The organism is Algihabitans sp. (assembly GCF_965226985.1).
GTDB lineage: Bacteria > Pseudomonadota > Alphaproteobacteria > Kiloniellales > DSM-21159 > Algihabitans.
Genome location: NZ_OZ245712.1, coordinates 1,047,958 through 1,072,974 on the forward strand (window position 1 = coordinate 1,047,958; position 25,017 = coordinate 1,072,974).

Annotated in this window: 27 protein-coding genes and 3 tRNA genes; 19 read left to right on the forward strand and 11 right to left on the reverse strand. The window is 65.2% G+C overall.

Going from position 1 to position 25,017, the window contains the following annotated elements:
* Positions 1 to 187: 187 nt before the first annotated feature.
* Positions 188 to 718 (reverse strand): cysteine hydrolase family protein, encoded by a 531-nt coding sequence (locus ACO054_RS04685; RefSeq protein ID WP_421709288.1) that lies wholly within the window; start codon positions 716 to 718, stop codon positions 188 to 190.
* 232 nt (positions 719 to 950) lie between these two features.
* Here ACO054_RS04685 and ACO054_RS04690 point away from each other — a divergent pair, with 232 nt between their 5' ends.
* Positions 951 to 1,658: a hypothetical protein gene (locus ACO054_RS04690; RefSeq protein WP_421709289.1), complete on the forward strand. Its 708-nt coding sequence runs from the start codon at positions 951 to 953 to the stop codon at positions 1,656 to 1,658.
* A 56-nt stretch (positions 1,659 to 1,714) separates the two neighbouring features.
* On the opposite strand, the gene ACO054_RS04695 is transcribed toward ACO054_RS04690, so the two are convergent.
* Positions 1,715 to 2,722: a DMT family transporter gene (locus ACO054_RS04695; RefSeq protein WP_421709290.1), complete on the reverse strand. Its 1,008-nt coding sequence runs from the start codon at positions 2,720 to 2,722 to the stop codon at positions 1,715 to 1,717.
* 9 nt (positions 2,723 to 2,731) lie between these two features.
* Between ACO054_RS04695 and ACO054_RS04700 the strand changes: the two genes are divergently transcribed.
* Together ACO054_RS04700 and ACO054_RS04705 are read left to right on the forward strand one after the other, a co-directional pair.
* The gene (locus tag ACO054_RS04700) at positions 2,732 to 3,415 is read left to right on the forward strand and encodes a helix-turn-helix transcriptional regulator (protein ID WP_421709291.1); all 684 of its coding nucleotides are present in this window, start codon (positions 2,732 to 2,734) and stop codon (positions 3,413 to 3,415) included.
* Positions 3,416 to 3,555: 140 nt separating this feature from the next.
* The gene (locus ACO054_RS04705) at positions 3,556 to 4,371 is read left to right on the forward strand and encodes a DeoR/GlpR family DNA-binding transcription regulator (protein ID WP_421709292.1); all 816 of its coding nucleotides are present in this window, start codon (positions 3,556 to 3,558) and stop codon (positions 4,369 to 4,371) included.
* Here the strand turns inward: ACO054_RS04705 and ACO054_RS04710 are convergent.
* The gene (locus tag ACO054_RS04710; RefSeq protein WP_421709293.1) at positions 4,368 to 4,859 is read right to left on the reverse strand and encodes a GNAT family N-acetyltransferase; all 492 of its coding nucleotides are present in this window, start codon (positions 4,857 to 4,859) and stop codon (positions 4,368 to 4,370) included. The two genes, ACO054_RS04705 and ACO054_RS04710, sit on opposite strands and share 4 nt — an antisense overlap.
* Complete coding sequence (locus ACO054_RS04715) at positions 4,856 to 5,611, reverse strand: type 1 glutamine amidotransferase (RefSeq protein WP_421709294.1); 756 nt, start codon at positions 5,609 to 5,611, stop codon at positions 4,856 to 4,858. The genes ACO054_RS04710 and ACO054_RS04715 overlap by 4 nt, the downstream gene beginning before the upstream one ends.
* Before the next feature lie 192 nt (positions 5,612 to 5,803).
* Between ACO054_RS04715 and ACO054_RS04720 the strand changes: the two genes are divergently transcribed.
* Complete coding sequence (locus tag ACO054_RS04720; protein ID WP_421709295.1) at positions 5,804 to 6,046, forward strand: FitA-like ribbon-helix-helix domain-containing protein; 243 nt, start codon at positions 5,804 to 5,806, stop codon at positions 6,044 to 6,046.
* Positions 6,047 to 6,475 carry a type II toxin-antitoxin system VapC family toxin gene (locus ACO054_RS04725; protein ID WP_421709296.1) on the forward strand — a complete coding sequence of 143 codons (429 nt, stop codon included), beginning with the start codon at positions 6,047 to 6,049 and terminating at the stop codon, positions 6,473 to 6,475. It abuts the gene before it with no gap.
* Between the two features lie 90 nt (positions 6,476 to 6,565).
* On the opposite strand, the gene ACO054_RS04730 is transcribed toward ACO054_RS04725, so the two are convergent.
* Positions 6,566 to 7,639: an isopenicillin N synthase family dioxygenase gene (locus tag ACO054_RS04730; RefSeq protein ID WP_421709297.1), complete on the reverse strand. Its 1,074-nt coding sequence runs from the start codon at positions 7,637 to 7,639 to the stop codon at positions 6,566 to 6,568.
* A 194-nt stretch (positions 7,640 to 7,833) separates the two neighbouring features.
* On the opposite strand from ACO054_RS04730, the gene ACO054_RS04735 reads away from it, so the two are divergent.
* The gene (locus ACO054_RS04735; protein WP_421709298.1) at positions 7,834 to 9,396 is read left to right on the forward strand and encodes a xylulokinase; all 1,563 of its coding nucleotides are present in this window, start codon (positions 7,834 to 7,836) and stop codon (positions 9,394 to 9,396) included.
* A 72-nt stretch (positions 9,397 to 9,468) separates the two neighbouring features.
* Positions 9,469 to 10,971, forward strand: a complete 1,503-nt coding sequence (locus ACO054_RS04740; protein WP_421709299.1) for an aldehyde dehydrogenase — start codon at positions 9,469 to 9,471, stop codon at positions 10,969 to 10,971.
* Positions 10,972 to 11,132: 161 nt separating this feature from the next.
* Here ACO054_RS04740 and aguB read toward each other — a convergent pair whose 3' ends face one another.
* Positions 11,133 to 12,011: an N-carbamoylputrescine amidase gene (gene aguB, locus ACO054_RS04745; RefSeq protein WP_421709300.1), complete on the reverse strand. Its 879-nt coding sequence runs from the start codon at positions 12,009 to 12,011 to the stop codon at positions 11,133 to 11,135.
* Positions 12,012 to 12,023: 12 nt separating this feature from the next.
* Positions 12,024 to 13,415 (reverse strand): aspartate aminotransferase family protein, encoded by a 1,392-nt coding sequence (locus ACO054_RS04750; protein WP_421709301.1) that lies wholly within the window; start codon positions 13,413 to 13,415, stop codon positions 12,024 to 12,026.
* A 169-nt stretch (positions 13,416 to 13,584) separates the two neighbouring features.
* Here ACO054_RS04750 and ACO054_RS04755 point away from each other — a divergent pair, with 169 nt between their 5' ends.
* On the forward strand, positions 13,585 to 14,361 hold the full coding sequence (locus ACO054_RS04755) for a zinc-binding dehydrogenase (protein ID WP_421709302.1): 777 nt from the start codon (positions 13,585 to 13,587) through the stop codon (positions 14,359 to 14,361).
* Here the strand turns inward: ACO054_RS04755 and ACO054_RS04760 are convergent.
* Positions 14,358 to 15,701, reverse strand: coding sequence for a glutamine synthetase family protein (locus ACO054_RS04760; protein WP_421709304.1), 1,344 nt, complete (start codon positions 15,699 to 15,701; stop codon positions 14,358 to 14,360). The two genes, ACO054_RS04755 and ACO054_RS04760, sit on opposite strands and share 4 nt — an antisense overlap.
* A 95-nt stretch (positions 15,702 to 15,796) precedes the next feature.
* Between ACO054_RS04760 and ACO054_RS04765 the strand changes: the two genes are divergently transcribed.
* A complete protein-coding gene (locus ACO054_RS04765) occupies positions 15,797 to 17,077 on the forward strand; it encodes an NAD(P)/FAD-dependent oxidoreductase (protein ID WP_421709305.1) in 1,281 nt (426 codons plus the stop codon).
* Here the strand turns inward: ACO054_RS04765 and ACO054_RS04770 are convergent.
* The 3 genes from ACO054_RS04770 to ACO054_RS04780 all read right to left on the reverse strand — a co-directional run bounded on the left by ACO054_RS04770 (position 16,982) and on the right by ACO054_RS04780 (position 19,384).
* Entirely contained in the window at positions 16,982 to 17,617 is a 636-nt protein-coding gene (locus ACO054_RS04770) for a YqaA family protein (RefSeq protein ID WP_421709306.1), read from the reverse strand. The genes ACO054_RS04765 and ACO054_RS04770 overlap by 96 nt on opposite strands.
* 107 nt (positions 17,618 to 17,724) lie before the next feature.
* Entirely contained in the window at positions 17,725 to 18,846 is a 1,122-nt protein-coding gene (gene ald / locus ACO054_RS04775; RefSeq protein ID WP_421709307.1) for an alanine dehydrogenase, read from the reverse strand.
* Positions 18,847 to 18,994: 148 nt separating this feature from the next.
* Positions 18,995 to 19,384 (reverse strand): hypothetical protein, encoded by a 390-nt coding sequence (locus tag ACO054_RS04780; RefSeq protein WP_421709309.1) that lies wholly within the window; start codon positions 19,382 to 19,384, stop codon positions 18,995 to 18,997.
* 307 nt (positions 19,385 to 19,691) lie between these two features.
* Between ACO054_RS04780 and ACO054_RS04785 the strand changes: the two genes are divergently transcribed.
* The 10 genes from ACO054_RS04785 (at position 19,692) to rplL (ending at position 24,888) form a co-directional block, all read left to right on the forward strand.
* Positions 19,692 to 19,776: transfer RNA gene (locus tag ACO054_RS04785), tRNA-Tyr, on the forward strand.
* Positions 19,777 to 19,835: 59 nt separating this feature from the next.
* A tRNA-Gly gene (locus tag ACO054_RS04790) sits at positions 19,836 to 19,909 on the forward strand.
* A 100-nt stretch (positions 19,910 to 20,009) separates the two neighbouring features.
* Positions 20,010 to 21,200: an elongation factor Tu gene (tuf, locus tag ACO054_RS04795; RefSeq protein ID WP_421709310.1), complete on the forward strand. Its 1,191-nt coding sequence runs from the start codon at positions 20,010 to 20,012 to the stop codon at positions 21,198 to 21,200.
* A gap of 57 nt (positions 21,201 to 21,257) precedes the next feature.
* Positions 21,258 to 21,333: transfer RNA gene (locus ACO054_RS04800), tRNA-Trp, on the forward strand.
* 184 nt (positions 21,334 to 21,517) lie between these two features.
* Positions 21,518 to 21,715 (forward strand): preprotein translocase subunit SecE, encoded by a 198-nt coding sequence (gene secE, locus ACO054_RS04805; RefSeq protein ID WP_421710328.1) that lies wholly within the window; start codon positions 21,518 to 21,520, stop codon positions 21,713 to 21,715.
* 7 nt (positions 21,716 to 21,722) lie between these two features.
* Positions 21,723 to 22,259 (forward strand): transcription termination/antitermination protein NusG, encoded by a 537-nt coding sequence (gene nusG / locus ACO054_RS04810; protein WP_119169120.1) that lies wholly within the window; start codon positions 21,723 to 21,725, stop codon positions 22,257 to 22,259.
* A gap of 149 nt (positions 22,260 to 22,408) precedes the next feature.
* Positions 22,409 to 22,837, forward strand: coding sequence for a 50S ribosomal protein L11 (rplK, locus tag ACO054_RS04815; RefSeq protein ID WP_421709311.1), 429 nt, complete (start codon positions 22,409 to 22,411; stop codon positions 22,835 to 22,837).
* A gap of 5 nt (positions 22,838 to 22,842) precedes the next feature.
* Positions 22,843 to 23,556 carry a 50S ribosomal protein L1 gene (gene rplA / locus ACO054_RS04820; RefSeq protein WP_421709312.1) on the forward strand — a complete coding sequence of 238 codons (714 nt, stop codon included), beginning with the start codon at positions 22,843 to 22,845 and terminating at the stop codon, positions 23,554 to 23,556.
* 366 nt (positions 23,557 to 23,922) lie between these two features.
* Positions 23,923 to 24,441, forward strand: coding sequence for a 50S ribosomal protein L10 (gene rplJ, locus ACO054_RS04825; RefSeq protein ID WP_421709313.1), 519 nt, complete (start codon positions 23,923 to 23,925; stop codon positions 24,439 to 24,441).
* 66 nt (positions 24,442 to 24,507) lie between these two features.
* Positions 24,508 to 24,888 carry a 50S ribosomal protein L7/L12 gene (gene rplL / locus ACO054_RS04830; protein ID WP_421709314.1) on the forward strand — a complete coding sequence of 127 codons (381 nt, stop codon included), beginning with the start codon at positions 24,508 to 24,510 and terminating at the stop codon, positions 24,886 to 24,888.
* The last annotated feature ends 129 nt before the right edge of the window (positions 24,889 to 25,017 follow it).

Genomic DNA, 25,017 nt, shown 5'->3' on the forward strand with positions numbered 1-25,017 from the left:
ATCCGCTTGGTTCTCTCACTCTTTGATCTAGAGGCCCCAAATTCTCCGGTCCCCTCAGTCTCGAGGGCGCGGCAAGCGATTTGCCATAATGAGCCTATCGGCCCGCCTTGCGGTGCACAATAAGGGAAATCGCGCTTATGCCCCGCGCCCTGGTGTCTTCGTCTGCGGCGATCGGTCTTGAGGCGGTTCACGATCCTTCAGGTCGCTGCAGTTCAGCCAGAATCTCAGCGGTCGCTGCGACTCTTGCATAGCCGCGCATCGCGGTCAGAGTGTGCGCATGGGCCTCGGGGCTGCTGCCGCAGCAGGCGTCGCCAACCAGTGTGACGCGGTAGCCCAGATCGGCCGCATCGCGGACGGCGGATTCGACGCACTGGTCGGTCAAGACGTCGGACGCCGTCTTCAGCAGAACGATCTCATCCTCCGCTGGGGCCACGGCCTCCACGATCTTGGCCTCGACCGATTCCTTGGGCACCAGGATGTTGGAGAGTCTGTGGTCGAGCCCACGGTCGCGTCCGTCGCGGGTCAGGGCCTCGATCACACAGTAGATGACCTCGATTCCGCGGCGCCGGCAGGCCTCGGCCAAGGCTGCGGCATTCGGCAGGGGCTCGCCTTCCAACTGCCCGAAGTAGGCCTCCTGGCGCGCCTCCGGCCAACGTTCGGGGTCCTCCGTGAAGGTACCGCCGTCTCGGGCGCAGCAGTGATGCTGAAGGTCGACCATCAGCAGGACGCTGCGGCATGCCAGCAAGAGGCGGTCGCGCGGTTCAGGCGGGCCGGCGGTGATGGGTGCGCTTCTCTTGCAGGAGTTATGGTGATCGAAATTGGCACTTAACAGATTCCCTGTTGGCAATGCCATGTTGGTTTGGGCAGACTGGCTTTAGCAGACTGCGGTCACGCAGCGACGAATGCCTCTGCAGGCATCTCTCTCAGACACGCCTCCGAGGATCCGGCGAATGGACTTCATCTTCATGCTGACCCGCGAAGACCAGACGGTTGAGGACTGTCTGACCGTCTTCGAGGAGATCCGCGACGTCGGGGTCCGGCATATCGGCTTCAAGGACATCGGGGTCGAGCGCAAGACGCTCGAGGAGCTGAATCGCCGTATCAAGGAGAGCGGGGCGATCAGCTACATGGAGGTTGTGGCGACCTCTGCCGAGGAGGTCTTGCGCTCCGCGAAGGCCGCGCGGGAAATCGGCGTGGATCGGCTGATGGGCGGGACCGACCTCGATGCGGTGCTGGAGATCCTGGAAGGTTCGGGCATCGGCTACTACCCCTTTCCCGGCCGGCCCGCAGGACACCCGACCAAGCTGGGCGGTACGCCGGATCTGATCGAAAACCATTGCCGTTATTTCACGGAACGCGGCTGCGCCGGGGCCGACCTCTTGGCCTTCCGTGCGACGGAGGCGGATCCTCTGGAACTGGTCCGGGCCGCCCGGCGCGGATTGGGCGATGACGGTGAACTGGTGGTGGCCGGCAGCGTCGACGGCGCGGCCCGCATTCGGGCGCTGGCTCAGGCTGGCGCCGATGCCTTCACCATCGGTTCTGCCGCTTTCGACGGTGCCTTCTCCCCGCGTAAGGGCTCTCTGCGCGGCCAGCTCCGGGACATCCTGACCGCTGCTGCCTCCACAGGTCCAGAGATCGAGACGGCTCAGGCTTCTTGACCAATGTTTCTCATCGATCAGATGGGCTCTTGTGGGAAGACTCTGTAAGCCCCTCGCTACATTGGTTTTGTGTGCTTGGTGCTTTCTCTCGTCTGCAATGCGTCGATTGCTGCATGGCCAAGCACAGCCGTGAGCACAATGGCCCCTCCAAGCAAAGTGCCGGCTGAGGGAAGTTCGGCTAAGATAAGCCAAGCGAGCAGTATCGCGACGGGAGTATCGATCGTGCCAAGCAAGCCAGACTGTGCTGCAGCGATGAGCCGCGTGCCCTCAGTCCACAACACGATAGCCGCAGCGAAGGTCAGGCCAAAAAGTACCAAGAGTAGACTGTCCTGCCATGACACGGCGAGGGGGTCCGTCATGAGGCACCCAACGAAGAAAAGCTGAAGTGCGGAAGCGCCACCCGCCCAGACGGTGGACGTAACCTGAAATCGGCGCACGAGCACGATGTAGAGTGCATTACCAAAGGTCATGATGACCGCTAGCAGATCGCCGCCGAGGTTGAACGCACCACCCGCATTTACCGAAATGCAAATGACACCTGCAAATGAGACTACGCCTGCCACTAGTGCTCTGGTGGGGACATGCTCGCGCAAAAGCCACCAGCCCAGAGCAGCTGTCATGAACGGTACTGTGGAATAGATGAGTGTAACGTTGGCGACATAGGTCAGTCTGAACGCGTAGATGAAGGCGATGCTTGCGAGACTGCCGATCGTAGCCAGGATCCACCCTTGGGGTCCCAGTCGAAACGCCGTCCCTATCGAGCGGTGGCGGCGTCGAACCGCGACGTAGATTGCGATCATGAGACCGCCGATGAGTCCTCGCCAACATAGGATGGTCCAACCGTCCGCTTCGATGGTCTTCGTCAACACGCCTGATAAGCTGAACGTCAAGGCGGATGCGATAACGAGGAGCGCTCCTGTCCGCGAATTCAAGGCGCGATTCGTTGCCTCCGAGTGCTGCATTGCCGGCACGCTGATCTCATTGAGTTCTTCAAACCCATGGGTAGCGCAATGCTGCTGACACCCCTGTGTCAGGAATGACCCGTTACGCTCGCTTCTGGCCATGAGGTGGGAATGAGCAGGTCGACGCGACTGTTCGAAGTTATTCAGCTGCTGCGTTGTGCGGATCAGCCGCTCACGGGGCGGAAGATCGCGGAGATGCTGGAAGTAAGCCTGCGAACCGTTTATCGCGACATTGCGGCGTTGCAGGCTATGCGAGTGCCCATCGATGGGCAGGCTGGTATCGGATACCTGTTGCGTCCAGGATATGATCTCCCTCCGCTAAATCTTTCGCCGGACGAAGCGGAAGCTGTCTTTGTTGGGCTCGCTCTTCTTGGCAGGACGGGTGACACTGCGCTGAAACGAGCTGCCGTTAGCGCGGGCGCGAAGATCAGCGCCGCTGTTTCGAGTGAGAAGCCGCTGCAAAAATCACTCTTGGCCTTCTACGCATCGGGCTGGAATGCGCTTCCTGATACGGCGGTCGAACTCTCAGTCTTGCGTACTGCGATCCGCGAAGCACGGAAACTCAGCCTTTGCTACCGCGACCAAGCCGGTGACCTTAGTCGGCGTGTCGTACGTCCATTGGCCCTTTTGTTCTACATCGAGAGTGTCGTCCTGGTTGCTTGGTGCGATTTGAGATCCGACTTCCGACACTTCCGAGCAGATCGGATCTCTACCTGTTCACTACTCGATGATAGTTTTGCGCAACAGGCGTCTGTATTACGAGCACGATGGCGAGCCTCTAAAGGATTGAGCTAGGATTTAGCGGTAAAAGCTCGCATCTACTAACCGAGTTATTTTCGTGTCTGCCACGCTCAGCGCATCAACCTAATTGGACTTTCTGTGCGCCCGAGGGAGTTGTAGATTTTGGGCTCTGTCATGAGTTTCAAATCAGATCCATGTCCACCGCGTCCCTAAAGCGCCGCACCTCCAAGGATGAACGCCGCCGCCGCATCGTCGCGGAGCTTCAGGCCAATCCGACCGTTCGAATCTCGGAGCTGGCGCGACTCTTCGGCGTGACGACGGAGACGGTGCGGCGGGACGTGGACAGCCTCTCGGAGGAGGGGCTGGTGAGCCGGACCTACGGCGGTGCCGCGGCGACCAGCCTCAGCCGGGAACCCAGCCTGGACGAGCGTCACGGTTTGCTGGTTGCGGAGCGCCAGCGCATCGCGCGGGCCGCCGTCGACTTCGTCGAAGACGGCCAGGTGCTGATGATCGATTCCGGTGCGACCACGGCACATTTCGTGCGTCGTCTCGCGGTCGAACGCCGGCGCCTCACGGTGATCACCAACGGCACCGGACTGGCCGCTGCCCTGGCGGCCAACGACAGCTTCCGGGTGCTGCTCTGTCCCGGAGACTACAACGCCAGCGAAAGCGGCACCTACGGGCCGGAGGTCGGAGCCTTCCTGGAACGCTACCGTGCGGATCTGGCCTTCATTGGTGCCGGCGGGGTGACGCTGGAGGGACCGAACGACGTCTCGGCCGAACTCTGCTGGGTCAAGCGCGCCATGATCGAGCGGGCCAGCGAAACGACGCTGCTGGTCGATCAGGGCAAGTTCGGGCGTTTCGGTCTGCTTCGGATCTGCGCCCCGGAGGCTTTGCAGCGTGTGGTCAGCGATGCACCTCTGCCGGCCGAGTTGGCGCAGGCTTTTCGGCATCAGGGAGTCGAGCTGGTCATTGCTCCGGCGGTTCAGGAGACCGAGATCGCGCTCTAAATCAGCGGCTTTTCGAGCATGACCACACGCTTGTCCGGGCCGGAGTCCACCTTGGCCAGTTCGGCGAAACCGATGGCCTTGTGGAAGGCCAGCGACACGGGGTTTGGCGGGATCTCGTTGACCTCGCAGCAGATGCGCGGCGGCTGAGGCCGAAGCGCTTCGGCCGCGCCATAGAGCTTCCGGCCCACCCCCAGTCCGCGTGCCTCCGGTGCGACAACGATCCGATCGACATAAAGGAACTCCGGGTAGCGGTCGCGGAACCAGACGTAGTTGGGGCTGTCGTGCTCTGCGCCCGCCTCCATGGCGATCAGGAAGCCGAGCGGATCCTCTCCCCGCTTGGCGGTTACAGCCAGACGCGACAGCGCTAGCAGCTCGCGGAAACGCGCCTCCGTCACGCTCGGGACGTGCGGTTCCGCGGCGTTGTTCAGCCGGAGTGCGCCGGCGACCTCCGATTCCGTCAGAGGCAGAATCTCGACAGGTTGCGTCATGCGGCCTGCCTCTGGCGACGGGTCTCTGCGACCAGGTCGACCCAACGCTCGGCGACGGTCTCCGCCCAACGGCGGGCACCAAGATGGTGCTGTTTGACCTGAGCGTCGAAGTCTTCGAAGAACCCCGGCGGTGCTCCCTCGGCGTGTTGTGCGAAGGACATGACCCAGTGGCGCAGGGTGTCGACCGGGGCCTCGCAGTGGAACTGCAGGCCGTAGGCGAGGCGTCCGATGCGGAAGGCCTGGTTGACGCAGGCATCGCCCGTCATCAAAAGCTCCGCGCCCTCCGGCAGATCGAAGCTGTCGACATGCCACTGCATCAGCGACGGCTGCGGATCGAGACCGCGCAACAGCGGGTCGGCCTGGCCGGCGGCTGTGGTCCGCAACGGCGTGAAGCCGATCTCGAGAGCGGGCATTTGCCAACCCTCGGCACCCCAGGCCCGCGCCATGAGCTGCGCGCCCAGGCAGATGCCCAGCACCGGCCGTCCCTCGGCCTCGAAGGCGCGCATCAGCTGGACCAAACGGGGCAGATAGGGGTGCTCCGCATCGTCGGTCGCACGCATCATGCCGCCCAGCACGATCAGCCCGTCGTAGTCGCCCGGCGTCTCTGGTACCTCTGCCGCTGCCGTCGGGTCGGGGGAATGGCTCGCCTCTGGAGCCAGCAGCGAATCGTAATAGCCGCCGCGCTTGAGGATCGCCGTGCCGAAGTAGCCGGCCGGGTCGTGCCGGTTGTTGAGCACCGTCAGAATGCGCATGCTCGGCTCTCGTCCTCTAGAAAGTCTCGTGGTTTAAGGGCTATCCGGGAAGGTAGCGCGGCAGGGCCTGCCGTTACAGCGTCGGCGGGGCATGTCAGCCGTGCGTCGTTGCCCGTAGTCTGGCTTTCGCCTTCGATTGATCTCATGAGATCATCGATTGCATTGCAATCAACTAAATGCGGAGGAGCAGGCGTGGCCAGCATCACGATTCGCAACCTCGATGACGGCTTGAAACAGCAGCTCCGGGTGCGCGCCGCCGAGCATGGCCGATCGATGGAGGAGGAGGCGCGAGAGATCCTGCGCGAGCTCGTCGGCAAGGGCAGACCGCCGCGCGACCTCGCCGCGGCCATCCGCAAGCGTGTTGCTGCATCGGGCGGTATCGATCTCGATATTCCAGATCGTAAGCCGCTGCGTGAGCCGATCCGGCTCGACTGATTGCCTCTGATCCTGCTGGATACCAACATCCTATCGGAGCTTCTGCGCAAGACGCTGGAACCGAGAGTCGAAGCCTGGTTGGCCGCTCAGTACGGTGCGGGCATCTATCTCAGCGCAGTGACCGAGGCGGAGTTGTGTCTGGGCGTCGCGGTCTTGCCCGCCGGCCGCCGCCGCACCAAGCTCGCGGAGATGATGAACGGGATCCTGCAGGAAGACTTCCGAGGCCGTATCCTGCCGTTCGACAGTCCGGCCGCTGCCGTCTATGCGGCCATCGCCGCCGATCGCAGAGCGGCCGGCCGGCCGATCAGCCAATTCGATTGTCAGATCGCGGCGATCGCGCATCTCCATGGCGCGGCTGTCGCGACCCGGAACGTCCTGGACTTCGAGGGCTGCGGAATCGATGTCATCGATCCGTGGCAGGAGTCTTGAATGCCACGGCAACCGCGTTTCCTGTCGGCGTGAGAGAACACGCACGTCGTCTCGCGGGCTTGTGAGCCGGCCTCGCCCGCCGATCCCGCCTCACGACGCCTTTTCGCGGTGATAGTCGAAGGTGGCGTTGATCATCTCCAGCAGGTGCTCCAGTCCGGTCGTCGGCGGATAGCGCGCCGGCCGGTCGGGGCCGCAGCAGGTCGGCAGGCAGGAGACGTCGGCGTCATGGTCGGGGTCGAAGAAGAAGGGGATAGAGTAGCGCTCGCCGCCCGAGCGGTTGATCACCCGATGCTGGGTCGAGGCGAAGATGTCGTTGGTCCAGCGCGCCATCATGTCGCCGATGTTCACGACGAAGGAGTCGGCGATGAAGGGCGCGTCGATCCACTGGCCTGCCGCATTGCGCACCTGCAGGCCGCCGGCCTCGTCCTGGGCCAGGATGGTCAGGCAACCGAAGTCCGTGTGGGCGCCGGCGCCGATCCGCGCCTCGCTGATTCGGCCCTGCTGCGGCGGGTAGTGCAGGGGCCCGACGGTCGCCATCGGCAGGTCGAGATCCCGCTCGAAGTGATCTTCCGGCAACTCCAGGGCCAGGGCGAGGGCTTGCATGAGCTGGCGCCCCAGGTCGTTGAGCCGGTCGAAGTAGCTTTGCAGGGTCTCTTGGAATCCGGGCAGGCCGCTCGGCCATTGGTTGGGTCCGTGCAGTGGTGTGCCGGCGACCACGAGCGGATGGTCGGGGGACAGATCGCGGCCGATCTTGATGCCTTCCTTCAGGTCGCCGCCCTGCTTCTGCTTGGCCGGGTCCAGGTTCTCGCCGCCCAGCTTGAAGTAGCCGCGGTGGCAGGCGGAGCGCTCGATATCGATTTCCAGTTTGCGCTCCAACGGGCTGTCGAAGAAGCGCTTGGCCTCGGCGAAGACGGCCGCGCGCAGCTCCGCCGGGACGCCGTGATTGACAATGTAGAAGAAGCCGATGTTGCGGCAGGCTTCGCCGATCCGGCGGGCCACCTGGGTTCGCTCTTCTTGAGTTCCGGCCAGGAAGCTTTCGAGGTCGATGACGGGAACGGCCTCCAATGGGATGCGCTCGGCCAGCAGGGCCGGGTCCAGGATGGCCTCGGCCGCCGTCTCGGCCAGGGCTGCCTCAGATTGTGACCTGCTCTTGCTCTCCGTCATGGCATGCCGTCTCGCGAAAGGTCGGTTTCTTTGAAAGTACCACGCAGCCCTTGGCGATTCCAACATTCGGGGCGTTGAGGACGGGACCGCGCATCTGTCATAACGTGAGGCGCGGATCGGGTGACCGGCAAGCCGCTGCATGGCCGGCATGCGCTGGTGGTGCGAAGGGTACAGGCTGCGGCGAGGGGAGGGGCATGGTCAGTCGAGACAAGGAGCGTGGGGGCAACGGAGCTCGGGGCCGCGCGCTGCTCGGTGTCGATCTCGGCGCCGGCAGCCTGAAGGCAAGCGTCGTCGCCTTCGACGGCCCTTTGCTGGGCGAGGCGGCCGAGCCGATCGAGACGCGGCATCCGCGCTTTGGCTGGGCTGAGCAGGATCCGCGTGCCTGGGTGGCCGCGCTCAATCGCGCCGTGCCCCGCGCCCTGGAGGCTGCCGGAATCGCCGCTGGCGAGGTGGCCGCCGTCGGCCTTTCGGCGGGGGCCCACATTCCGGTTCTGCTGGATCAGGACGACCAACCCCTGCGTCCGGCCATCCTCTGGTCCGACACGCGGGCGAGCGCCGAGGCCGCGGAGCTGCACGCGCGGGCCGGCGCGCTGATTCAGGAGCGTTCGCTGAACAAGGCCAACGCCACCTGGACCCTGCCCATGCTGGCCTGGATCCAGCGCCACGAGCCCGAGGTTGCGGCTAAGGTCCGCAAGCTTTGCCTGGCGAAGGACTACCTGCGCCTCTGCCTCACCGGAACCTGGGAGACGGACTTCTCCGACGTGATCGGCGCCCTGATGGGCGACCTGCGCAGCGGTGGCTGGTCCGAAGAGCTCTGCGCCCTGATCGACTGGCCGATGGAGACCCTGCCGCCGGTAGTTGCGCCGACCCAGGTGGTCGGCGGCGTGACGGCCGCCGCGGCGCGGGCCGCCGGTCTGGCGCCCGGCACACCGGTCGTCTGCGGCTCCAACGATACCACCGTGGAGTTCTTCGGCATCGGCGCGGTCGAGCCGGGCATGGGGGCGATCAAGCTGGCGACCGCCGGCGTGCTCTTCTCCGCCGCCGACCGGCCGCTGGTGAACCCGCCGATCTCCTGCTACCCGCATATCCTACCGGGCCTCTACTACATCGCGACCGGCACCAACTCCTGCGCCTCATCCCACCGCTGGGTACGCGACACGCTGTTTCAGCCAAACGACGCGGCGGCGGATGGCGCCGCCGTCTTCGCGGAGATGGACCGGTTGGCCGCGACGGCGGCGCCCGGCAGCGGCGGTCTGCTGTTCCACCCCTATCTGCAGGGCGAGCGCGCGCCCTACTGGGACCCGCTGTTGCGCGCCGACTTCGTCGGTCTGACTATGCGGCACAGCCGCGCCGAGATCGCCCGCGCCGTCTACGAGGGCATCGCCTTCTCGATCCGCGACCTGGTGGAGCAGGCGCGGGCGGTCGGACAGGAGCTGGCCGAGGTGAAGGTGATCGGCGGCGGTGCGAAGTCCGCCACCTGGCGCCAGATCATCGCCGACGTCACGGGTCTTTCCCTCGTGCTGCCGGGCAACGGCGATGCCTCCTTCGGGGCGGCCCTGGTCGCCGCCGTCGGGATCGGCCTCTTCCCCGATCCGCGCGCGGCGGTCGAAGCCTGCGTGACCAGCGTCGCCCGCGCCGAGCCCGCGCCGAAGCGCCAGGCCTTCTACGACGACCTCTTCGATCTCTACCGCGAGACCCAGCAGGCCCTGGCGCCGATCAATCACAAACTCCACGCCTTGGTCGACCCTAAAACCTGAACGCATTGCCGACGGGGTCTACCGGGCGTAGGGTCGCTGCGAATTCCCAACTCCGAACGAACGAGGTTTCCCATGGCCGCCGCGCTGTCCTTCGACGATCTCAAGTCCCGCGCCGCTGGGCTGCAGTTCCGCAATCAGGCCTTCATCGGCGGCCGCTATGTCGATGCCGCCTCCGGCGAGACCTTCGACTGCATCAGCCCGGTGGACGGCCGGGTGCTGACCCAGGTGGCCGCCTGCGGAACCGAGGACGTGGACCGGGCCGTCAAGGCGGCGCGCGCGGCCTTCGAGAGCGGAGCCTGGCGTGACATGGCACCGGCCCGACGCAAGGCGAAGCTGCTGAAGTTCGCGGAGCTGATCAAGGCGCACCACGACGAGTTGGCGCTCCTGGAGACCCTCGACATGGGCAAGCCCATCGGCGACTCCCATGCCATCGACGTGCCGGCCACCGTCAACTGCATCCGCTGGTACGCGGAGGCCGCCGACAAGATCTACGACGAGGTGGCCCCGACCGATCCTAAGATCCTGGCGATGATCCGGCGCGAGCCGGTCGGCGTCGTGGCCGCCATCGTGCCGTGGAACTTCCCCATGATTATGGCCGCCTGGAAGATCGGGCCGGCCCTGGCGAGCGGCAACTCCCTGATCCTCAAGCCGGCCGAGCAGTCCTCGCTCAGCGCGATCCGGATCGCCGAGCTGGCGGCGGAGGCCGGCATCCCCGAGGGCGTCTTCCAGGTCGTGCCGGGCCTGGGCGAGCAGGCCGGCAAGGCGTTGGGCCTGCATGAGGATGTCGATGCCATCGCCTTCACGGGCTCCGGCGAAGTCGGCAAGTTGCTGCTGCAGTACTCCGGCCAGTCCAACATGAAGCGCGTGGCGCTGGAGTGCGGCGGCAAGACCCCGCATATCGTGCTGGCCGACACCAGCGACCTGGATCAGGCGGCCGAGGCGGCGGCCTGGGGCATCTTCTTCAACCAGGGCGAAGTCTGCAACGCCGGCTCCCGACTGCTGGTGCAGGAGTCGATCAAGGACGCCCTGATGGAGAAGCTGCTGAACATCTCGCGTTCCATCAAGGTCGGCAATCCCCTGGACCCCAAGACCAAGATGGGCGCCATCGTCGATCGGGATCAGATGGACAAGGTGCTGCGCTACATCGGCATCGGCCAGCAGGAGGGCGCGCAGCTCGTGCTCGGCGGCCAGCAGGTGCAGACGGCCGAGGGCGGCTACTACGTGGAACCCACGGTCTTCGACCGGGTCGACAACAAGATGACCATCGCGCGGGAGGAGATCTTCGGCCCAGTGCTCTCGACCCTGACCTTCAAGGATGCCGAGGAGGGTCTGAAGATCGCCAACGACACGGTCTACGGCCTGGCCGCCGCCGTCTGGACGAAGAACATCGACACGGCCCACAAGATGGCGCGCGGCCTGCGCGCCGGATCGGTCTGGGTCAACTGCTTCGACGGCGGCGACATCACCACCCCCTTCGGCGGCTACAAGCAGTCCGGCTTCGGCCGTGACAAGTCGCTCCACGCCTTCGACAAGTACACGGAACTCAAGACCGTCTGGATCGAGCTGGGCGGCTAGAGCCGCGAAGCTGTGTCGCTTTGTGGCTGACCCTTCGACTGCGGGCCTGCGGCCCTCCGCTCAGGATGAAGGCACACTGTTTGCGACCTCCACAATCGCCTTCATGCTGAGCTTGTCGAAGCGCGAAGGCCGGGCCGCAAGGCCCGCATAGTGTAGGGCGCTTACCGCCGCTCGGTCGTACCGTCCAAGGTCAGCAGCGGCGCGTAAAGCTCTGGCCGGCGGTCGCGGAAGAAGCCCCAGGAGGCGCGGGCCGCCCGGATCGCCTCCAGGTCGAAGGTGGCGGTGAGCACGGCTTCGTCGGTCTCGGCTTCTGCGACCTTGGCGCCCGTCGCGTCGGCGATGAAGGAGGCGCCGTAGAACTGCAGGGTCGCCGCCTCGGCCCGTTCTTCGCCGATGCGGTTGCTGGCGACCAGCGGCAGCATGTTGGCGGCGGCGTGGCCCTGCATGGTGCGCTGCCAATGATCCTTTGAGGTGAGGCTTGGGTCCTGGGGCTCGCAGCCGATGGCGGTGGGGTAGAACAGCACCTCCGCCCCCTGCAGTGCCAGGGCGCGCGCGCACTCCGGGAACCACTGGTCCCAGCAGATCCCGGCGCCCAGGCGGCCGTGGGCTGTGTCCCAGACGCGAAAGCCCGTGTCACCGGGATTGAAGTAGAACTTCTCCTGATACCCTGGGCCGTCCGGGATATGAGACTTACGGTAGAGCCCGAGGACGGTGCCGTCGGCGTCGATCATCGCCAGGGCGTTGTAGTGGGCGTTGTTGGCCCGCTCGAAGAAGCTGATCGGCAGTACCACACCCAGCTCCTTCGCCAGGGCGGCGAAGCGGGCGATCACCGGGTTGTCCGCGAGGGGGCGGGCGAGAGCGAAGAGTTCCTGCTTCTGGTCCGGACAGAAGTAGGGCGTCTCGAACAGCTCCTGCAGCAGAATCACCTGAGCACCGCGCCCCGCCGCCTCCCAGACCAGCGCCTCGGCCTTGTCCAGATTGGCGGCGGTGTCCCAGGAACAGGCCATCTGGGTCGCGGCGACGGTGATCTCGCGGGCCACGGCAGGCTCCCTCTAAACGGCGATGTCCAGGTCTTTGGCCGTCAGGTCGAGGCAGAGCCGGGCCTTGTCGATCAGCTCGTCGATCTGGGGCGTCTCGATGATCAGCGGCGGCGAGAGCACCATGCCGTCGCGCACCGCCCGCATCACCAGGCCGTTGGCGAAGCAGTGGTCGCGGCAGAGGGTGCCGACCCGGCCGATGGGCTCGAAGTGCTTGCGGCTCGCCTTGTCCTCGACCAACTCGATGGCGCCCAGCAGACCGAAGCTGCGGACCTGCCCGACCAGCGGGTGATCGGCCAGGCTCTCCAGCCGCTCCGCCAGGTAGGGGGCCGTCTCCTCGCGCACCTTCTCCACCAGGCCCTCGCGCTCGATCAGCGCGATGTTGGCCAGTGCGACGGCGCAGGCCACCGGATGGCCGGAGTAGGTGTAGCCGTGGGCGAACTCGCCCTCGCCGGCCTCCAGCACCTCGCCGACCCGGTCGGATACCATGACGGCGGACAGCGGGATGTAGCCGGAGGTGATGCCCTTCGCCAGGGTCATGAGATCCGGCCTGATCCCGAAGGGCTCGCTGGCGAACCAGTGGCCCGTCCGCCCGAAGCCGCAGATCACCTCGTCCGCGATCAGCAGGACGTCGTGCCGTTCGCAGATGCGCTGGATCTCCGGCCAGTAGGTCTCGGGCGGAATGATGACGCCGCCAGCGCCCTGGATCGGCTCGCCGATGAAGGCGGCGACCTTGTCCGGCCCGATCTCGAGAATCTTCTCCTCCACCGCTCTGGCGGCGCGCAGACCGAAGTCGGCGGGGCCTTCTGCTTGCTGGGCGAAGTCGAGCCAGTAGGGCGGCATGACGTGATGGAAGCCCGGCAACGGTAGGCCGAAGCCCTCCTGCATGAAGGGCATACCGCCCAGGCTGGCCGAAGCCATGGTGGAGCCGTGGTAGGCGTGGGTGCGGCTGATGAAGTGGCTCTTCTCCGGCTGGCCCTTCAGGTTCCAGTAGCGGCGCACCAGACGGACCACCGTGTCGTTCGATTCCGATCCGCTGGAGCCGAAGAACACCCGGTTCAGTCCCTCCGGCGCGATCTGCGCCAGCTTCTCCGACAGCTCCACCGCCGGCGGCGTCGCGGTCTTGAAGAAGGTGTTGTAGTAGGGCAGCTCCAGCATCTGCCGGTAGGCGGCCTCGGCCAACTCCGGCCGCCCGTAGCCGACGTTGACGCACCAGAGGCCGGCCATGCCGTCCAGCAGGGTCTGACCTTCGGAATCCGTCAGGTAGACGCCCTTGGCCTCGGTGATGATGCGGCTGCCGCCGTCGCTCCCCTTCAGCGTCTTGTAGTCCGTGAAGGGGCTGAGGTGATGGCGGAGGTCCAGGGCGCGCCAGTGCGCGGTGGTGTTGCGGATGGGTTCGCTCGGCATCTGAAAATAGTCCTTTAGCTGTCTGAATCGTCAGAGAAACCCTGAACGACAGCTCTAGGGATTGTAGCCGATCCGTGCGCAGAGCCGCAGCAGCTCTTGCCGTCTCGAGGGTGCGCTTCCACACCCTTTAAGCCGGCGCTTGCCGTCGAGACATCTGTCGAACCTCTGCATGGCGATCACCATAGCCGGAGAGCGCCGAGGCGCCAAGGTGCCCGACTTCTGGTCGCGGCACCATCGCCGCGGTCGGTCGGGACGTGAGCAACGTCAAGGAAGGCGACCTCGTGGGCGTAGCCTGGTTGCACACCGCCTGCGGCGGCTTCTGCGATCACTGCAGAACACCGGTTACAGCGTCGACGGCGGCGACGCCGAATACGCCAAGGCCGACCCGCGCTTCGTCGGCAAGCTGCCGAAGAACTTGGAGATGACGGCTGTCGCACCCGTGCTCTGTGCCGGCGTGACCGTCTACAAGGGCCTGAAGGAAACCGGCACCAAGCCCGGGGACTGGGTGGTGATTTCCGGCATTGGCGGCCTTGGTCACATGGCCGTGCAGTACGCCAAGGCGATGGGTCGGCATGTGGTGGCGGTCGATATCGCCGACGAGAAGCTGGAGTTCGCCAAGCGCCTCGGCGCCGACATGACGATCATTGCCGCCAACCAGGACCCGGCCGACGAGATCGCCCGCACCATCGGCGGCGCCCACGGGGTGCTGGTCACTGCCGTCTCCCGTCCCGCCTTCGCCCAGGCGCTCGGCATTGCCCGGCGCGGCGGCACGGTGGTGCTGAACGGCCTGCCGCCGGGCGACTTCCCGGTTCCGATCTTCGACGTGGTGCTGAAGCGCGTCACCCTGCGCGGCTCCATCGTCGGCACCCGCCTGGATCTGCAGGAGTGCCTGACCTTCGCCGCCGAGGGGCAGGTCGCCGCCAACGTGGCCGTCGAGCCGCTCTAGACGTTAAGCAGCAGGTGTTCGCGCTCCCAGGAGGAAATGACCTCCTGGTAGGCGTCGAGTTCGGCGTTTTTGACCGTCGCCACGGCGGTGACGAACTCCTCGCCCAGGACCTCCTTCAGGACCTTCGTGCGAGTGAAGCGGTAGAGGGCGTCGTGCAGGGTGCGCGGCAGCGTGTGAGCCAGGCGGTAGGCGCTGCCTACCTGCGGCTTGCTCGGTTTCAGGCGGCCCGTCATGCCCAGGTAGCCGCAGGCCAGCGAGGCGGCGATGGCGAGGTAGGGGTTGGCGTCGGCGCCGGCCACACGGTTCTCGACCCGCCGGGCCTCCGGCTCCGAATTGGGAACCCGGAAGCCGACCGTGCGGTTGTCGAAGCCCCAGTGGGTGTTGATCGGCGCGTCGGCGTGGGGGATCAGCCGGCGGTAGGAGTTCACGTTGGGCGCGACCAGCGGCATGGTGGCCGGCAGGTAGCGCTGCAGGCCGGCGATGTAGCTCATGAAGAGCTTGGAGGCGCCGCCGCGCGTCGTGCTGAAGAGGTTGCGTCCGCTCGCCTGGTCGGTCAGCGACTGGTGGACGTGCATGGAACTGCCGGGCTCGCCCTGCATGGGCTTGGCCATGAAGGTGGCGTAGACCTGATGCCGCAGGCCGGCCTCGCGCACGGTGCGCTTGAAGAGGAAGGCCTGATCGGCCGCCGCCAGCGCGTCCTGATGATTGAAGTTCATCTCCATCTGCGCCGCCCCAGCCTCGTGGGTCAGGGTGTCGATGTCGATGTTCTGGGATTCGCAGAAGTCGTAGACCTCCTCGAACAGTGGATCGAACTCGTTGACGGCATCGACGCCGTAGGCCTGGCGCGAGGTCTCCCGCCGCTTGGAGCGGCCGATCGGCGGCTGCAGGGGATAGTCCGGGTCGTCGTTGACGTCGACGAGATAGAACTCCAGCTCGGCGGCCACGACGGGCTGCCAGTTCTTGGCGTGAAAGAGGCTGAGCACCCGCTTCAGCAGGTGTCGGCAGGCGAAGGGGACGGGTCGGCCGTCGAAGTAGTAGGGGTCGCAGATGATCTGCGCCGTCGGCTCCTCGTACCAGGGCACGACGCGGATGCTCTGGGGGTCCGGCTCCAGGTAGACGTCCGACATGGCGTCGTCGATGACGTTTTCGGAATCGTCCGGATAGCGCCCATTGACGGTCTGAACGAAGATCGCCTCGGGGATGCGCAGCCCGCGCTTGATGCCGCGCAGGAACTTGCCGGCCGGCAGGATCTTGCCCCGCGCGATGCCGGCCATGTCCGGCACCAGGCACTCGACCTCTTCGATACGATGGTCCTTGAGGAATTCCTCGATGTAGGACATGGACTAGATATCTTTCTCTGAGGCTGGAACTCTCCAGCTACCACCTGCCCCCGCAAAGCGTCCAGACCTACGCACTTCGGCTACGATCCGCCCTCATGCCCCGCCAAGCCCACACCGACTCCTGGTATGCCGCCACCGCCCGGCCGCAGCCCGACTATCCGGAACTGGCGGAGCCTCTGTCCTGCGACGTCTGCGTCGTCGGCGGCGGCTACACCGGGGTCACCGCCGCGCTGGAGTTGGCGGAACGGGGCTTCGACGTGGTCCTGCTGGAGGCCAACCGCATCGGGTGGGGCGCTTCGGGGCGTAACGGCGGCCAGATCTGCACCGGCTTTTCCTCGAGTCCCGACAAGCTGATCGACTGGGTCGGTCTCGACGACGCGCGGCGCCTCTTCGCGATGACCGAAGAGGGCAAGCAGATCATCCGCGAGCGGGTCGCCAAACACGAGATCGACTGCGATCTGACCTGGGGCTACTTCCACGCCGCCGACCGGCCGCGTGAACTGAAGGAATGCGAGGAGACTGCGGAAACGCTCTCCAAGCTTGGCTACGACGCTCTGGAGATGGTGCGGGACTCGGAGACCGCGCGGCGCCACGCGGCCTCGCCGCGTTTCATCGGCGGCCTCCACGAATCGGGCGCCGGTCATCTTCATCCGCTGAACTACTGCCTTGGTCTCGCGCGGGCGGCGGCGCAGGCGGGCGTACGTATCTTCGAAGGGACGCGCGCGCAGACGATCGATACGGAGGCCGCTAAGGTCTCGACGGCCAAGGGCAGCGTCGACGCCAAGTTCCTGGTTCTGGCAATGAATGCGTACTTGAGCGATCTGGTGCCGGGCTTGCGCCGCCGGATCATGCCGGTCGGCACCTACATCGCGGCGACGGAGCCCCTGGGCGAGAACTGCGCCAAGGGTCTGATCCCCGGCAACGCCGCCGTCGCCGATATGAAGTTCGTACTCAACTACTTCCGCCGCTCGCCGGACCACCGGCTGCTGTTCGGCGGCCGCGTCAGCTACTCCACCCTGATGCCGCCGAACCTGCCGAAGGCCATGCGCAAGAAGATGCTGGAGGTCTATCCCGATCTTGCGGACGTCGGCTTCGACTTCACCTGGGGCGGCTTCGTCGCGATCACGGTGGAACGTTCGCCGCATCTCGGGCGACTCGGTCAGCGCAGCTACTTCGCCCAGGGCTTCTCCGGGTCGGGCGTCACGCTGACCGGGATCGCGGGCCGTGTACTGGCCGAGGCCATCGCGGGTCAGGCCGAACGGCTTGACCTCTTCGCCAAGTTACCCCACACGCCTTTCCCCGGCGGGCGCATCCTGCGGACGCCGAGTTTGGTGCTTGCCATGCTCTGGTATCGCCTGCGGGACCTCGCTCCCTAGCGCGGGCTTCTTTCTCCAGGGGGACAAGCGGCGCAGGCGGCTGAAGATCTTGAAGGCGTCGGCGCCCAGCCAGGACACGAGAGCCGCCATTCCCAGATAGCGCAGGCCGCGTGAAATCAGAACGGCGGCGATGAAACCGGGCAGTGCGTAGCCCGTTATGCCGCTGGCCAGGACGGCGATCTGAAAAGGGATCGGCGTCACGCCGGCCACCAGGATCGCCCAGAAACCGTGCGTCTGCATGAAGACCTTGAAGTCTTCGAAAGCCTCCTGCCCGCCGATCAGCGCCACGAGATCCTGCCCGAACCAGCCATAGAGCCAGGCGCCGAGGAAGTAGGCGACCACGGCGCCGGCCAGGCAGCCGGCCAGCGCGATCGCGCCGGTTTGCCAGGCACGGCGGCGGTCCACCAGCATCATCGGTGCCATGATGGCCTCCAGCATCAGCGGCAGAAACACCGTCTCTGCCACCGAGAGAGCGAAGAGCCCAGCCTGACCGTGGCGCGAGCGGGTCAACCGCCGCGCAAAGAGTACTGTCCGACGCATGGGAGAGGCCTTTAGAGCAGACTTATGACGGCAATATGGTTCGATAAGTCTCTAACCGATAGGATTTTGATAAAGCGTCCGAGCCCGGAAGATGCATAAGGTAGAGCCTAGGATAAGCCCATTACCTCCTGCGGGGCCGTAAAGGGCAGGCCGTGGGCCTCGGCGACGGCGCGGTAGGTCAGCTTTCCCTGGGCGACGTTGAGGCCGTTCAAAAGATTGCGATCATCGGCCAGGGCTTGCCGCGCGCCCTTGTCCGCCAATGCCAGAACGAAGGGCAGGGTCGCGTTGTTCAGGGCGCTGGTCGCCGTGCGGGCGACCGCCCCCGGCATGTTGGCGACGCAGTAGTGCACCACTTCGTCGATCACATAGGTGGGATCGTCGTGGGTGGTGGGCTTGGAGGTCTCGAAGCAGCCGCCCTGGTCGATGGCGATGTCGACCAGTACGGCACCCGGCTTCATGGCGGCCACCATCTCCCGCGTGACGAGTTTGGGGGCGGCCGCTCCCGGGACCAGGACCGCGCCGATCACCAGGTCGGCGTTACAGACGTGCTGCTCCAGGGTCTCGACCGTTGAGAAGATCGTGTTGAGCTGCCCGCCGAAACGCAGGTCCAGGCGGTCGAGGGTCGGCAGGGACTTGTCGATCACCGTGACATGGGCCTCCATGCCCATCGCCATGCGTGCAGCATTGCTGCCCGAGACGCCGCCGCCCAGCACCACGACCTTGGCGGCCGGCGTCCCCGGCACGCCGCCGAGCAGAAGTCCCGCGCCGCCCTGTTCCTTCTCCAGGCAGTGAGCCCCGACCTGGACGGACATGCGGCCGGCGACTTCGCTCATGGGGGCCAGCAGGGGCAGTCGGCCAGCGGCGTCGGTCACGGTCTCGTAGGCGATGGCCGTCGCGCCGGACTGCAGCAGGCCCTCGGTCTGCGGACGGTCGGGGGCGAGATGCAGGTAGGTGAAGAGGATTTGCTCCTCGCGCAGACGGGCGATCTCACCTGCCTGCGGTTCCTTCACCTTCACGATCATGTCGGCCTTGGCGAAGACCTCCTCCGCGCTGTCGACCACCTCGGCGCCGGCGGCCCGGTAAGCGGCATCCTCGAAGCCGATGCCGCTGCCGGCCCGGGTCTCCACCGTCACGATGTGTCCGTGATGGACCAGCTCGCGAACCGATGCGGGCATCAGTCCGACCCGGTATTCCTTGCTCTTGATTTCCTTCGGCACCCCGACGTGCATGGTCTTCCCCGTTCATCCGTCATGCGACTGGGATGCATCTATAGAGGAGGCGCGTGGCAACGCAAGGCGCGGTCCCCGTGAGCCTGTATTCCTAACCGGGGCCGTCGTTTCACCTCGCCCGGCACTAAGGAATCGGACTTTGTACGTCCTAAAACCTGGGCGTCGGTGGGTCGATCAGCAGCCGCAGCGCGTTCAAGGTGTAGCCGGTCAGAATGGTGGCGATGACGCGGGCGAGCACGAGAGAGAAGTGGGCGCTGCGGCCCATGTTTTCGAAACTGACGGCGGTCACGCCGAAGCCGATCAGCAGTCCGATCGCAAGCAGGGCCGGCAGCAGATAGCGATGCCTCAGTAGCCACCAGCCCGCGATTCCCGCGAGCAGAAGGGTGACGGGCTCCAGGACTTCCCCGAGGATCAAGGCGGTCCAAAAGCCGTTTCCCACCAACAGATCCCAGGCCAGCGCCGCCAAAGCGGTGGCGGCGAGCGACGCATGTGGCCAGAAGGAGCGCTTCACGTGGCCCTCGGCATCGAAACGGATCATGCTGTGCGGCTCCCGCGAAATCCTGCCGACGACCGATTGAATTGCCAATGTCCGATGCCTGGCTTTGTAGCAGGTCGGATCCAGGCCGGCGTCCGGTTTCCGCCAGGCACCCGAGGTTGTTTCGGAGGCTTGTGTCGAGGGCTGCGAGCGCTTAGGTTTGCTGGACCAGCCATGGGCTGGGCAAGTCCCGCGATCGGCCAGACAGCTGTTCAGGCCGGCTGCGGGCCTTTTTGTCGTGATCGCCGTTGACAGTCGAACTGAAATGTCCATAGTGCGCGACTTCGTCGCGCTGGCTGAGGCTAATGCTGGAGGGGTGCCCGAGTGGTTAAAGGGGACGGACTGTAAATCCGTTGGCTCAGCCTACGTTGGTTCAAATCCAACCCCCTCCACCAGCTTCCCTTATTGCAACTCTCGCGAGCTATGCGGCTTTGGGAGATGAGTCACGGAAGTTGCGGGTGTAGCTCAATGGTAGAGCCCCAGCCTTCCAAGCTGGTTATGCGGGTTCGATTCCCGTCACCCGCTCCAGTTGCTCGGTCGTCTTCAGGTGATCGGTCGACTGCGAGCTGCGCCGAATGAACGTAGACCGCTGCCTGCTGGCAGCGATGCCACAGGGGCCGGAGTAAAGATGTCGAAAGCGAAGTTTGAGCGAAACAAGCCGCACTGCAACATTGGAACGATTGGTCACGTTGACCATGGCAAGACGTCTTTGACGGCAGCGATCACGAAGGTGATGGCTGAGGCTGGCGGCGCGGAGTTTATGGCGTACGACGCGATCGACAAGGCGCCTGAGGAGAAGGCGCGCGGGATTACGATTTCGACGGCGCACGTTGAGTACGAGACGGACAACCGCCACTACGCGCACGTGGACTGCCCGGGTCACGCCGACTACGTGAAGAACATGATCACGGGTGCGGCGCAGATGGACGGCGCGATCCTGGTTGTCTCGGCTGCGGACGGCCCGATGCCGCAGACGCGCGAGCACATTCTGCTGGCGCGCCAGGTTGGTGTTCCGGCGCTGGTGGTGTTCCTGAACAAGTGCGACATGGTTGACGACGAGGAGCTGCTGGAGCTGGTCGAGCTTGAGGTTCGCGAGCTTCTGAGCTCCTACGACTTCCCGGGCGACGACATTCCGATCGTGAAGGGCTCTGCGCTTGCGGCGCTGGAAGACAGCGACGCGACGCTGGGCAGGGAGGCGATCCAGGCCCTGATGAAGGAGGTTGACGCCTACATTCCGACGCCGGAGCGTCCGAAGGACCAGCCGTTCCTGATGCCGATCGAGGACGTTTTCTCGATCTCGGGCCGCGGCACGGTTGTGACGGGCCGCATCGAGCGCGGTGTGGTGAAGGTCGGCGAGGAGGTGGAGATCGTCGGTCTGCGCGACACGCAGAAGTCGACGGTGACGGGCGTCGAGATGTTCCGCAAGCTGCTGGACCAGGGCGAGGCTGGCGACAACGTCGGCGCGCTGCTGCGCGGCGTGGGTCGCGAGGACGTTGAGCGTGGTCAGGTTCTGGCGAAGCCGGGGACGATCACGCCGCACACGAAGTTCTCGTGCGAGGCCTACATCCTGACGAAGGAGGAGGGCGGCCGCCACACGCCGTTCTTCACGAACTATCGTCCTCAGTTTTACTTCCGGACGACGGACGTGACGGGTGTGTGCACGCTGCCGGAGGGCACGGAGATGGTGATGCCGGGCGACAACGTGTCGATGGAAGTGACGCTGATCGCGCCGATCGCCATGGACGAGGGCCTGCGCTTCGCGATCCGCGAAGGCGGCCGTACCGTCGGCGCCGGCGTCGTCTCCAAAATCGTCGAGTAATCGGCTCGAACTTAGGGGGTCGGTCGGCGGGACGTCGGCCGGCTGAAAGGCGACGATAGGAGTGTAGCTCAACTGGTAGAGCACCGGTCTCCAAAACCGGGGGCTGGGGGTTCGAGTCCCTCCACTCCTGCCATCCGACTTTATCCGCCGGTGTCTGTGATGCGGTGCTTCACTGCGGGGCGGGTGGTCGAAAGGCCGCAGGTTGAGAGTCCGGAGATGCTGCTTAGGTAAAGTGGTCTAACTCCAGAAAGTAATACGTCGGCGGGCTGGCATGCAGGTTGCCGGCCGACGTTTCGAAAGGCGAAGAACGGACAGTTATGGCCAAAGTCAGCCCAGGCCAATTCATCCGCGAAGTGCGCCAGGAGGTGTCGAAAGTCACCTGGCCGACGCGCAAGGAAACGACGGTGACGACGATTATGGTCTTCATCTTCGTTTTTCTGGCTGCGATCTTTTTCTTCGTCGTCGATCAGGCGCTCTCTTGGGTGGTGCGCCTGATTCTCGGGTTTGGAGGGTAAGCGCGCGATGGCGCTGCGGTGGTACGTGATCCACGTCTATTCGGGCTTCGAAAAGAAGGTCGCGGAGGCGATCAAGGAGCAGGCGGTGTCTTTCGACCTGGAGGAAGAGATTCCCGAGGTCCTGGTGCCGACCGAAGAGGTGACGGAGATCCGGCGCGGTCAGAAAGTCAGTTCCGAGCGCAAGTTTTTCCCGGGTTACGTTTTGGTCCGTATGGAATTGAACGACCAGACCTGGCACTTGGTGAAGAATACGCCGAAGGTGACCGACTTTCTCGGCGGTGGGCAGCGCGGCCGCCCGGTGCCGGTGCCCGACCGCGAGGCCGAGCGGCTGATGTCGCAGATGCAGGAAGGTGTGGAGCGGCCCAAGCCCTCGATCACCTTCGAAATCGGCGAGAGCGTGCGAGTCTCTGACGGCCCCTTCACCTCCTTCAACGGGGTGGTGGAAGAGGTCGACGAGGAGCGGGCGCGCCTGAAGGTGGCGGTGTCGATCTTCGGTCGCTCGACGCCGGTGGAGTTGGAGTACGGTCAGGTGGAGAAGTCCTGAGTCGTACGTACGTACGGGCGATTGTGGCCTACGTGGCTCGTTTTGAGCGGCGGACAGCGGGCGACGGTCGCCTCGGTTAAGAGGGAAAGCGCGGGAGGTCAGCCATGACCGCCGAACCGCGGAACCCGTTGTCGAAAGGGTAAGACGAAATGGCAAAGAAGATTGCAGGCTACATAAAGCTGCAGATACCGGCGGGGCAGGCCAATCCCTCGCCGCCGGTCGGCCCGGCGCTTGGTCAGCGCGGGTTGAACATCATGGAATTCTGCAAGGCGTTCAACGCGGCGACCGACAGCCTTGAAAAGGGCATGCCGGTCCCAGTGGTGATTACCGCCTACGCCGACCGCTCCTTCACCTTCGAGACGAAAACGCCGCCGGCGTCTTTCTTCCTTAAGAAGGCGGCGGGCGTGCCCAAGGGCTTCGCGACGCCGAGCAAGGGGTACGTCGGCAAGGTGACGAACGCGCAGCTGCGTGAGATCGCCGAGGCCAAGATGCAGGATCTGAATGCCTACGACCTGGATCAGGCGGTGAAGATCATCGCCGGCTCCGCGCGTTCGATGGGCATCGAGGTGGTGGAGTAAGCATCATGGCTCGTATCGCAAAGCGTATGGATGAAGCCCTCAAGGGGCTCGATCGCGACCAGCTCTATGCTCTCGACGAAGCGGTCAAGCTCGTCCGGGGACGGGCCAAGGCGAAGTTCGACGAAACCATCGAGATCGCCATGAACCTGGGTGTCGACCCGCGTCACGCCGACCAGAACGTGCGCGGCGTGGTGACTCTGCCGAACGGCACGGGCAAGTCGGTGCGTGTTGCCGTCTTCGCGCGCGGCGCGAAGGCCGAGGAGGCTGAGGCTGCCGGCGCCGATGTGGTCGGGGCCGAGGATCTGGCGGAGAAGGTGCAGGGCGGCGATCTGCCCTTCGACCGGGTCATCGCGGCTCCGGACATGATGCCGATCGTCGGTAAGCTCGGCCGGGTGTTGGGCCCGCGTGGTTTGATGCCGAACCCGAAGCTGGGAACCGTGACGGCTGACGTCGGTGAGGCGGTCAAGGCGGCCAAAGGCGGTCAGGTCGAGTTTCGGGCCGAAAAGGCCGGCGTCGTGCATGCTGGTGTCGGCAAGGCCTCGTTCGAGGAGTCGGCGCTGCTCGAGAACGTGCGTGCCTTTATCGAGGCCATCAACCGCGCGAAGCCCAGCGGCGCCAAGGGGACCTACATCAAGAAGGTCGCTCTTTCCTCGACGATGGGACCGGGTGTCAAGGTGGACGTGGGTAGCCTTTCGGCTGTCGCGGCGGCCGCCGAGTAAGGAATTTTCCGGAGACGGTTCGGCGGTCGACGTGACGGCCGGGTCGTCTGCGGAAGGTAGGAGGGACGGCGGCAACGTCCCCCTCCGACCTGTCCGAGACTGCAGGTGTCCGGGACTGACCCGGACTTAAGGATCGGCCGAACAGGGGTCGGTGGCCTGCATAGACGGGGGTGACGAGTTGATCCAAGTCGGCCTGGCGGCGGTTCCCCGCTGCTCGGCGGCGGGAAGATCAGCTTGAGCTTCCGGGACAGGCCAACCGGGCGGCGCGCTCGGGGACCTGGTCCTCAAGTGCGGTGCCCTTGTGCAGTCGGGATGCCGAACGTCGAAACGGCGGGCGGCGGCCCGGAACCTAGGGAGCGGTAACTCGTGGAGCGAGCAGAAAAGGAAGCGTTGATCGCCTCCTTGCGCGAGCGTCTCGGCGAGGTCTCGGGTGTGGTCGTGACCCATCAGTTGGGTCTGACCGTGGCCGAGTCCTCCGACCTGCGGCGTAAGGCGCGAGAGGCGGGGGCGCATTACCGTGTTGTCAAGAATCGGCTCGCGAAGCGCGCTTTCGAAGGCACCAAGTTCGAAGCGCTGACGTCGCTGTTCACGGGGCCGACGGCGATTGCCCTGTCGGAAGACCCCGTTGCCGCGGCGAAGGTGGTCCAGACGTTCGCCAAGTCGAACGACAAGGTGACCATCTTGGGCGGCGGTTTGGAAGGACAGATCCTGGATGCCAACGGCGTCAAGGCACTGGCCGACCTGCCGAGCCTCGACCAGTTGCGTGGGAAGTTGATCGGTGTGCTGCAGGCCCCGGCCACGAAGGTGGCTGGTGTGGTGCAGGCGCCGGCCGCGCAGTTGGCACGAGTCTTTTCCGCTTACGGCGCCAAGGACGAGGCGGCCTGAGACTGCCCCCGTTTCACGAGCCAAGAGACCGCAAAACCGAAGCTCAAGTCTGAAGGAAACTGAGAAATGGCCGATTTGGATAAGCTCGTCGAAGAACTTTCCAAGCTTACCGTCATCGAGGCGGCCGAGCTGGCAAAGAAGTTGGAAGAGGAGTGGGGCGTCTCCGCAGCTGCTCCGGTCGCCGTCGCGGCGGTCGGCGGTGCCGGTGGCGGCGAAGCTGCCGCCGCCGAGGAGAAGACCGACTTCGACGTGATCCTTGCCGCCGTGGGCGACAAGAAGATCAATGTCATTAAGGAGGTTCGCGGGATCACCGGCCTCGGCCTTAAGGAGGCCAAGGACCTGGTCGAGGGCGCTCCGAAGCCTGTCAAGGAAGGAGCTTCCAAGGAGGAAGCCGAGGAGATCAAGAAGAAGCTCGAAGAGGCTGGCGCGACCGTTGAGGTCAAGTAAGTCTCTGCGACTTATAGCGTTTTGTTGATGCCCGGCCGGCGCGGAGACCTCCTCCGCGCCGTGCCGGTCGTCGCGTCTTAAGCCTCCGCCTTCTGGCAAGAGTGTCTCCAGGGGTGCGGGGCGGCGGAT

Excerpts from the sequence above, each read along its gene's own strand:
- ACO054_RS04730 (WP_421709297.1), bottom strand. The coding sequence starts at position 7,639 with ATGACGGAGAGCAAGAGCAGGTCACAATCTGAGGCAGCCCTGGCCGAG.
- ACO054_RS04685 (WP_421709288.1), bottom strand. The coding sequence starts at position 718 with ATGGTCGACCTTCAGCATCACTGCTGCGCCCGAGACGGCGGTACCTTC.
- rplA (WP_421709312.1), top strand. The coding sequence starts at position 22,843 with ATGGCTCGTATCGCAAAGCGTATGGATGAAGCCCTCAAGGGGCTCGAT.
- ACO054_RS04770 (WP_421709306.1), bottom strand. The coding sequence starts at position 17,617 with ATGCGTCGGACAGTACTCTTTGCGCGGCGGTTGACCCGCTCGCGCCAC.
- nusG (WP_119169120.1), top strand. The coding sequence starts at position 21,723 with ATGGCGCTGCGGTGGTACGTGATCCACGTCTATTCGGGCTTCGAAAAG.
- ald (WP_421709307.1), bottom strand. The coding sequence starts at position 18,846 with ATGCACGTCGGGGTGCCGAAGGAAATCAAGAGCAAGGAATACCGGGTC.
- ACO054_RS04715 (WP_421709294.1), bottom strand. The coding sequence starts at position 5,611 with ATGCGCATTCTGACGGTGCTCAACAACCGGCACGACCCGGCCGGCTAC.
- secE (WP_421710328.1), top strand. The coding sequence starts at position 21,518 with ATGGCCAAAGTCAGCCCAGGCCAATTCATCCGCGAAGTGCGCCAGGAG.
- rplL (WP_421709314.1), top strand. The coding sequence starts at position 24,508 with ATGGCCGATTTGGATAAGCTCGTCGAAGAACTTTCCAAGCTTACCGTC.
- tuf (WP_421709310.1), top strand. The coding sequence starts at position 20,010 with ATGTCGAAAGCGAAGTTTGAGCGAAACAAGCCGCACTGCAACATTGGA.
- ACO054_RS04710 (WP_421709293.1), bottom strand. The coding sequence starts at position 4,859 with ATGACGCAACCTGTCGAGATTCTGCCTCTGACGGAATCGGAGGTCGCC.
- ACO054_RS04690 (WP_421709289.1), top strand. The coding sequence starts at position 951 with ATGGACTTCATCTTCATGCTGACCCGCGAAGACCAGACGGTTGAGGAC.
- ACO054_RS04705 (WP_421709292.1), top strand. The coding sequence starts at position 3,556 with ATGTCCACCGCGTCCCTAAAGCGCCGCACCTCCAAGGATGAACGCCGC.
- ACO054_RS04765 (WP_421709305.1), top strand. The coding sequence starts at position 15,797 with ATGCCCCGCCAAGCCCACACCGACTCCTGGTATGCCGCCACCGCCCGG.
- rplK (WP_421709311.1), top strand. The coding sequence starts at position 22,409 with ATGGCAAAGAAGATTGCAGGCTACATAAAGCTGCAGATACCGGCGGGG.
- ACO054_RS04755 (WP_421709302.1), top strand. The coding sequence starts at position 13,585 with ATGGCGATCACCATAGCCGGAGAGCGCCGAGGCGCCAAGGTGCCCGAC.
- ACO054_RS04750 (WP_421709301.1), bottom strand. The coding sequence starts at position 13,415 with ATGCCGAGCGAACCCATCCGCAACACCACCGCGCACTGGCGCGCCCTG.
- ACO054_RS04760 (WP_421709304.1), bottom strand. The coding sequence starts at position 15,701 with ATGTCCTACATCGAGGAATTCCTCAAGGACCATCGTATCGAAGAGGTC.
- ACO054_RS04735 (WP_421709298.1), top strand. The coding sequence starts at position 7,834 with ATGGTCAGTCGAGACAAGGAGCGTGGGGGCAACGGAGCTCGGGGCCGC.
- ACO054_RS04695 (WP_421709290.1), bottom strand. The coding sequence starts at position 2,722 with ATGGCCAGAAGCGAGCGTAACGGGTCATTCCTGACACAGGGGTGTCAG.
- ACO054_RS04780 (WP_421709309.1), bottom strand. The coding sequence starts at position 19,384 with ATGATCCGTTTCGATGCCGAGGGCCACGTGAAGCGCTCCTTCTGGCCA.
- ACO054_RS04740 (WP_421709299.1), top strand. The coding sequence starts at position 9,469 with ATGGCCGCCGCGCTGTCCTTCGACGATCTCAAGTCCCGCGCCGCTGGG.
- ACO054_RS04700 (WP_421709291.1), top strand. The coding sequence starts at position 2,732 with ATGAGCAGGTCGACGCGACTGTTCGAAGTTATTCAGCTGCTGCGTTGT.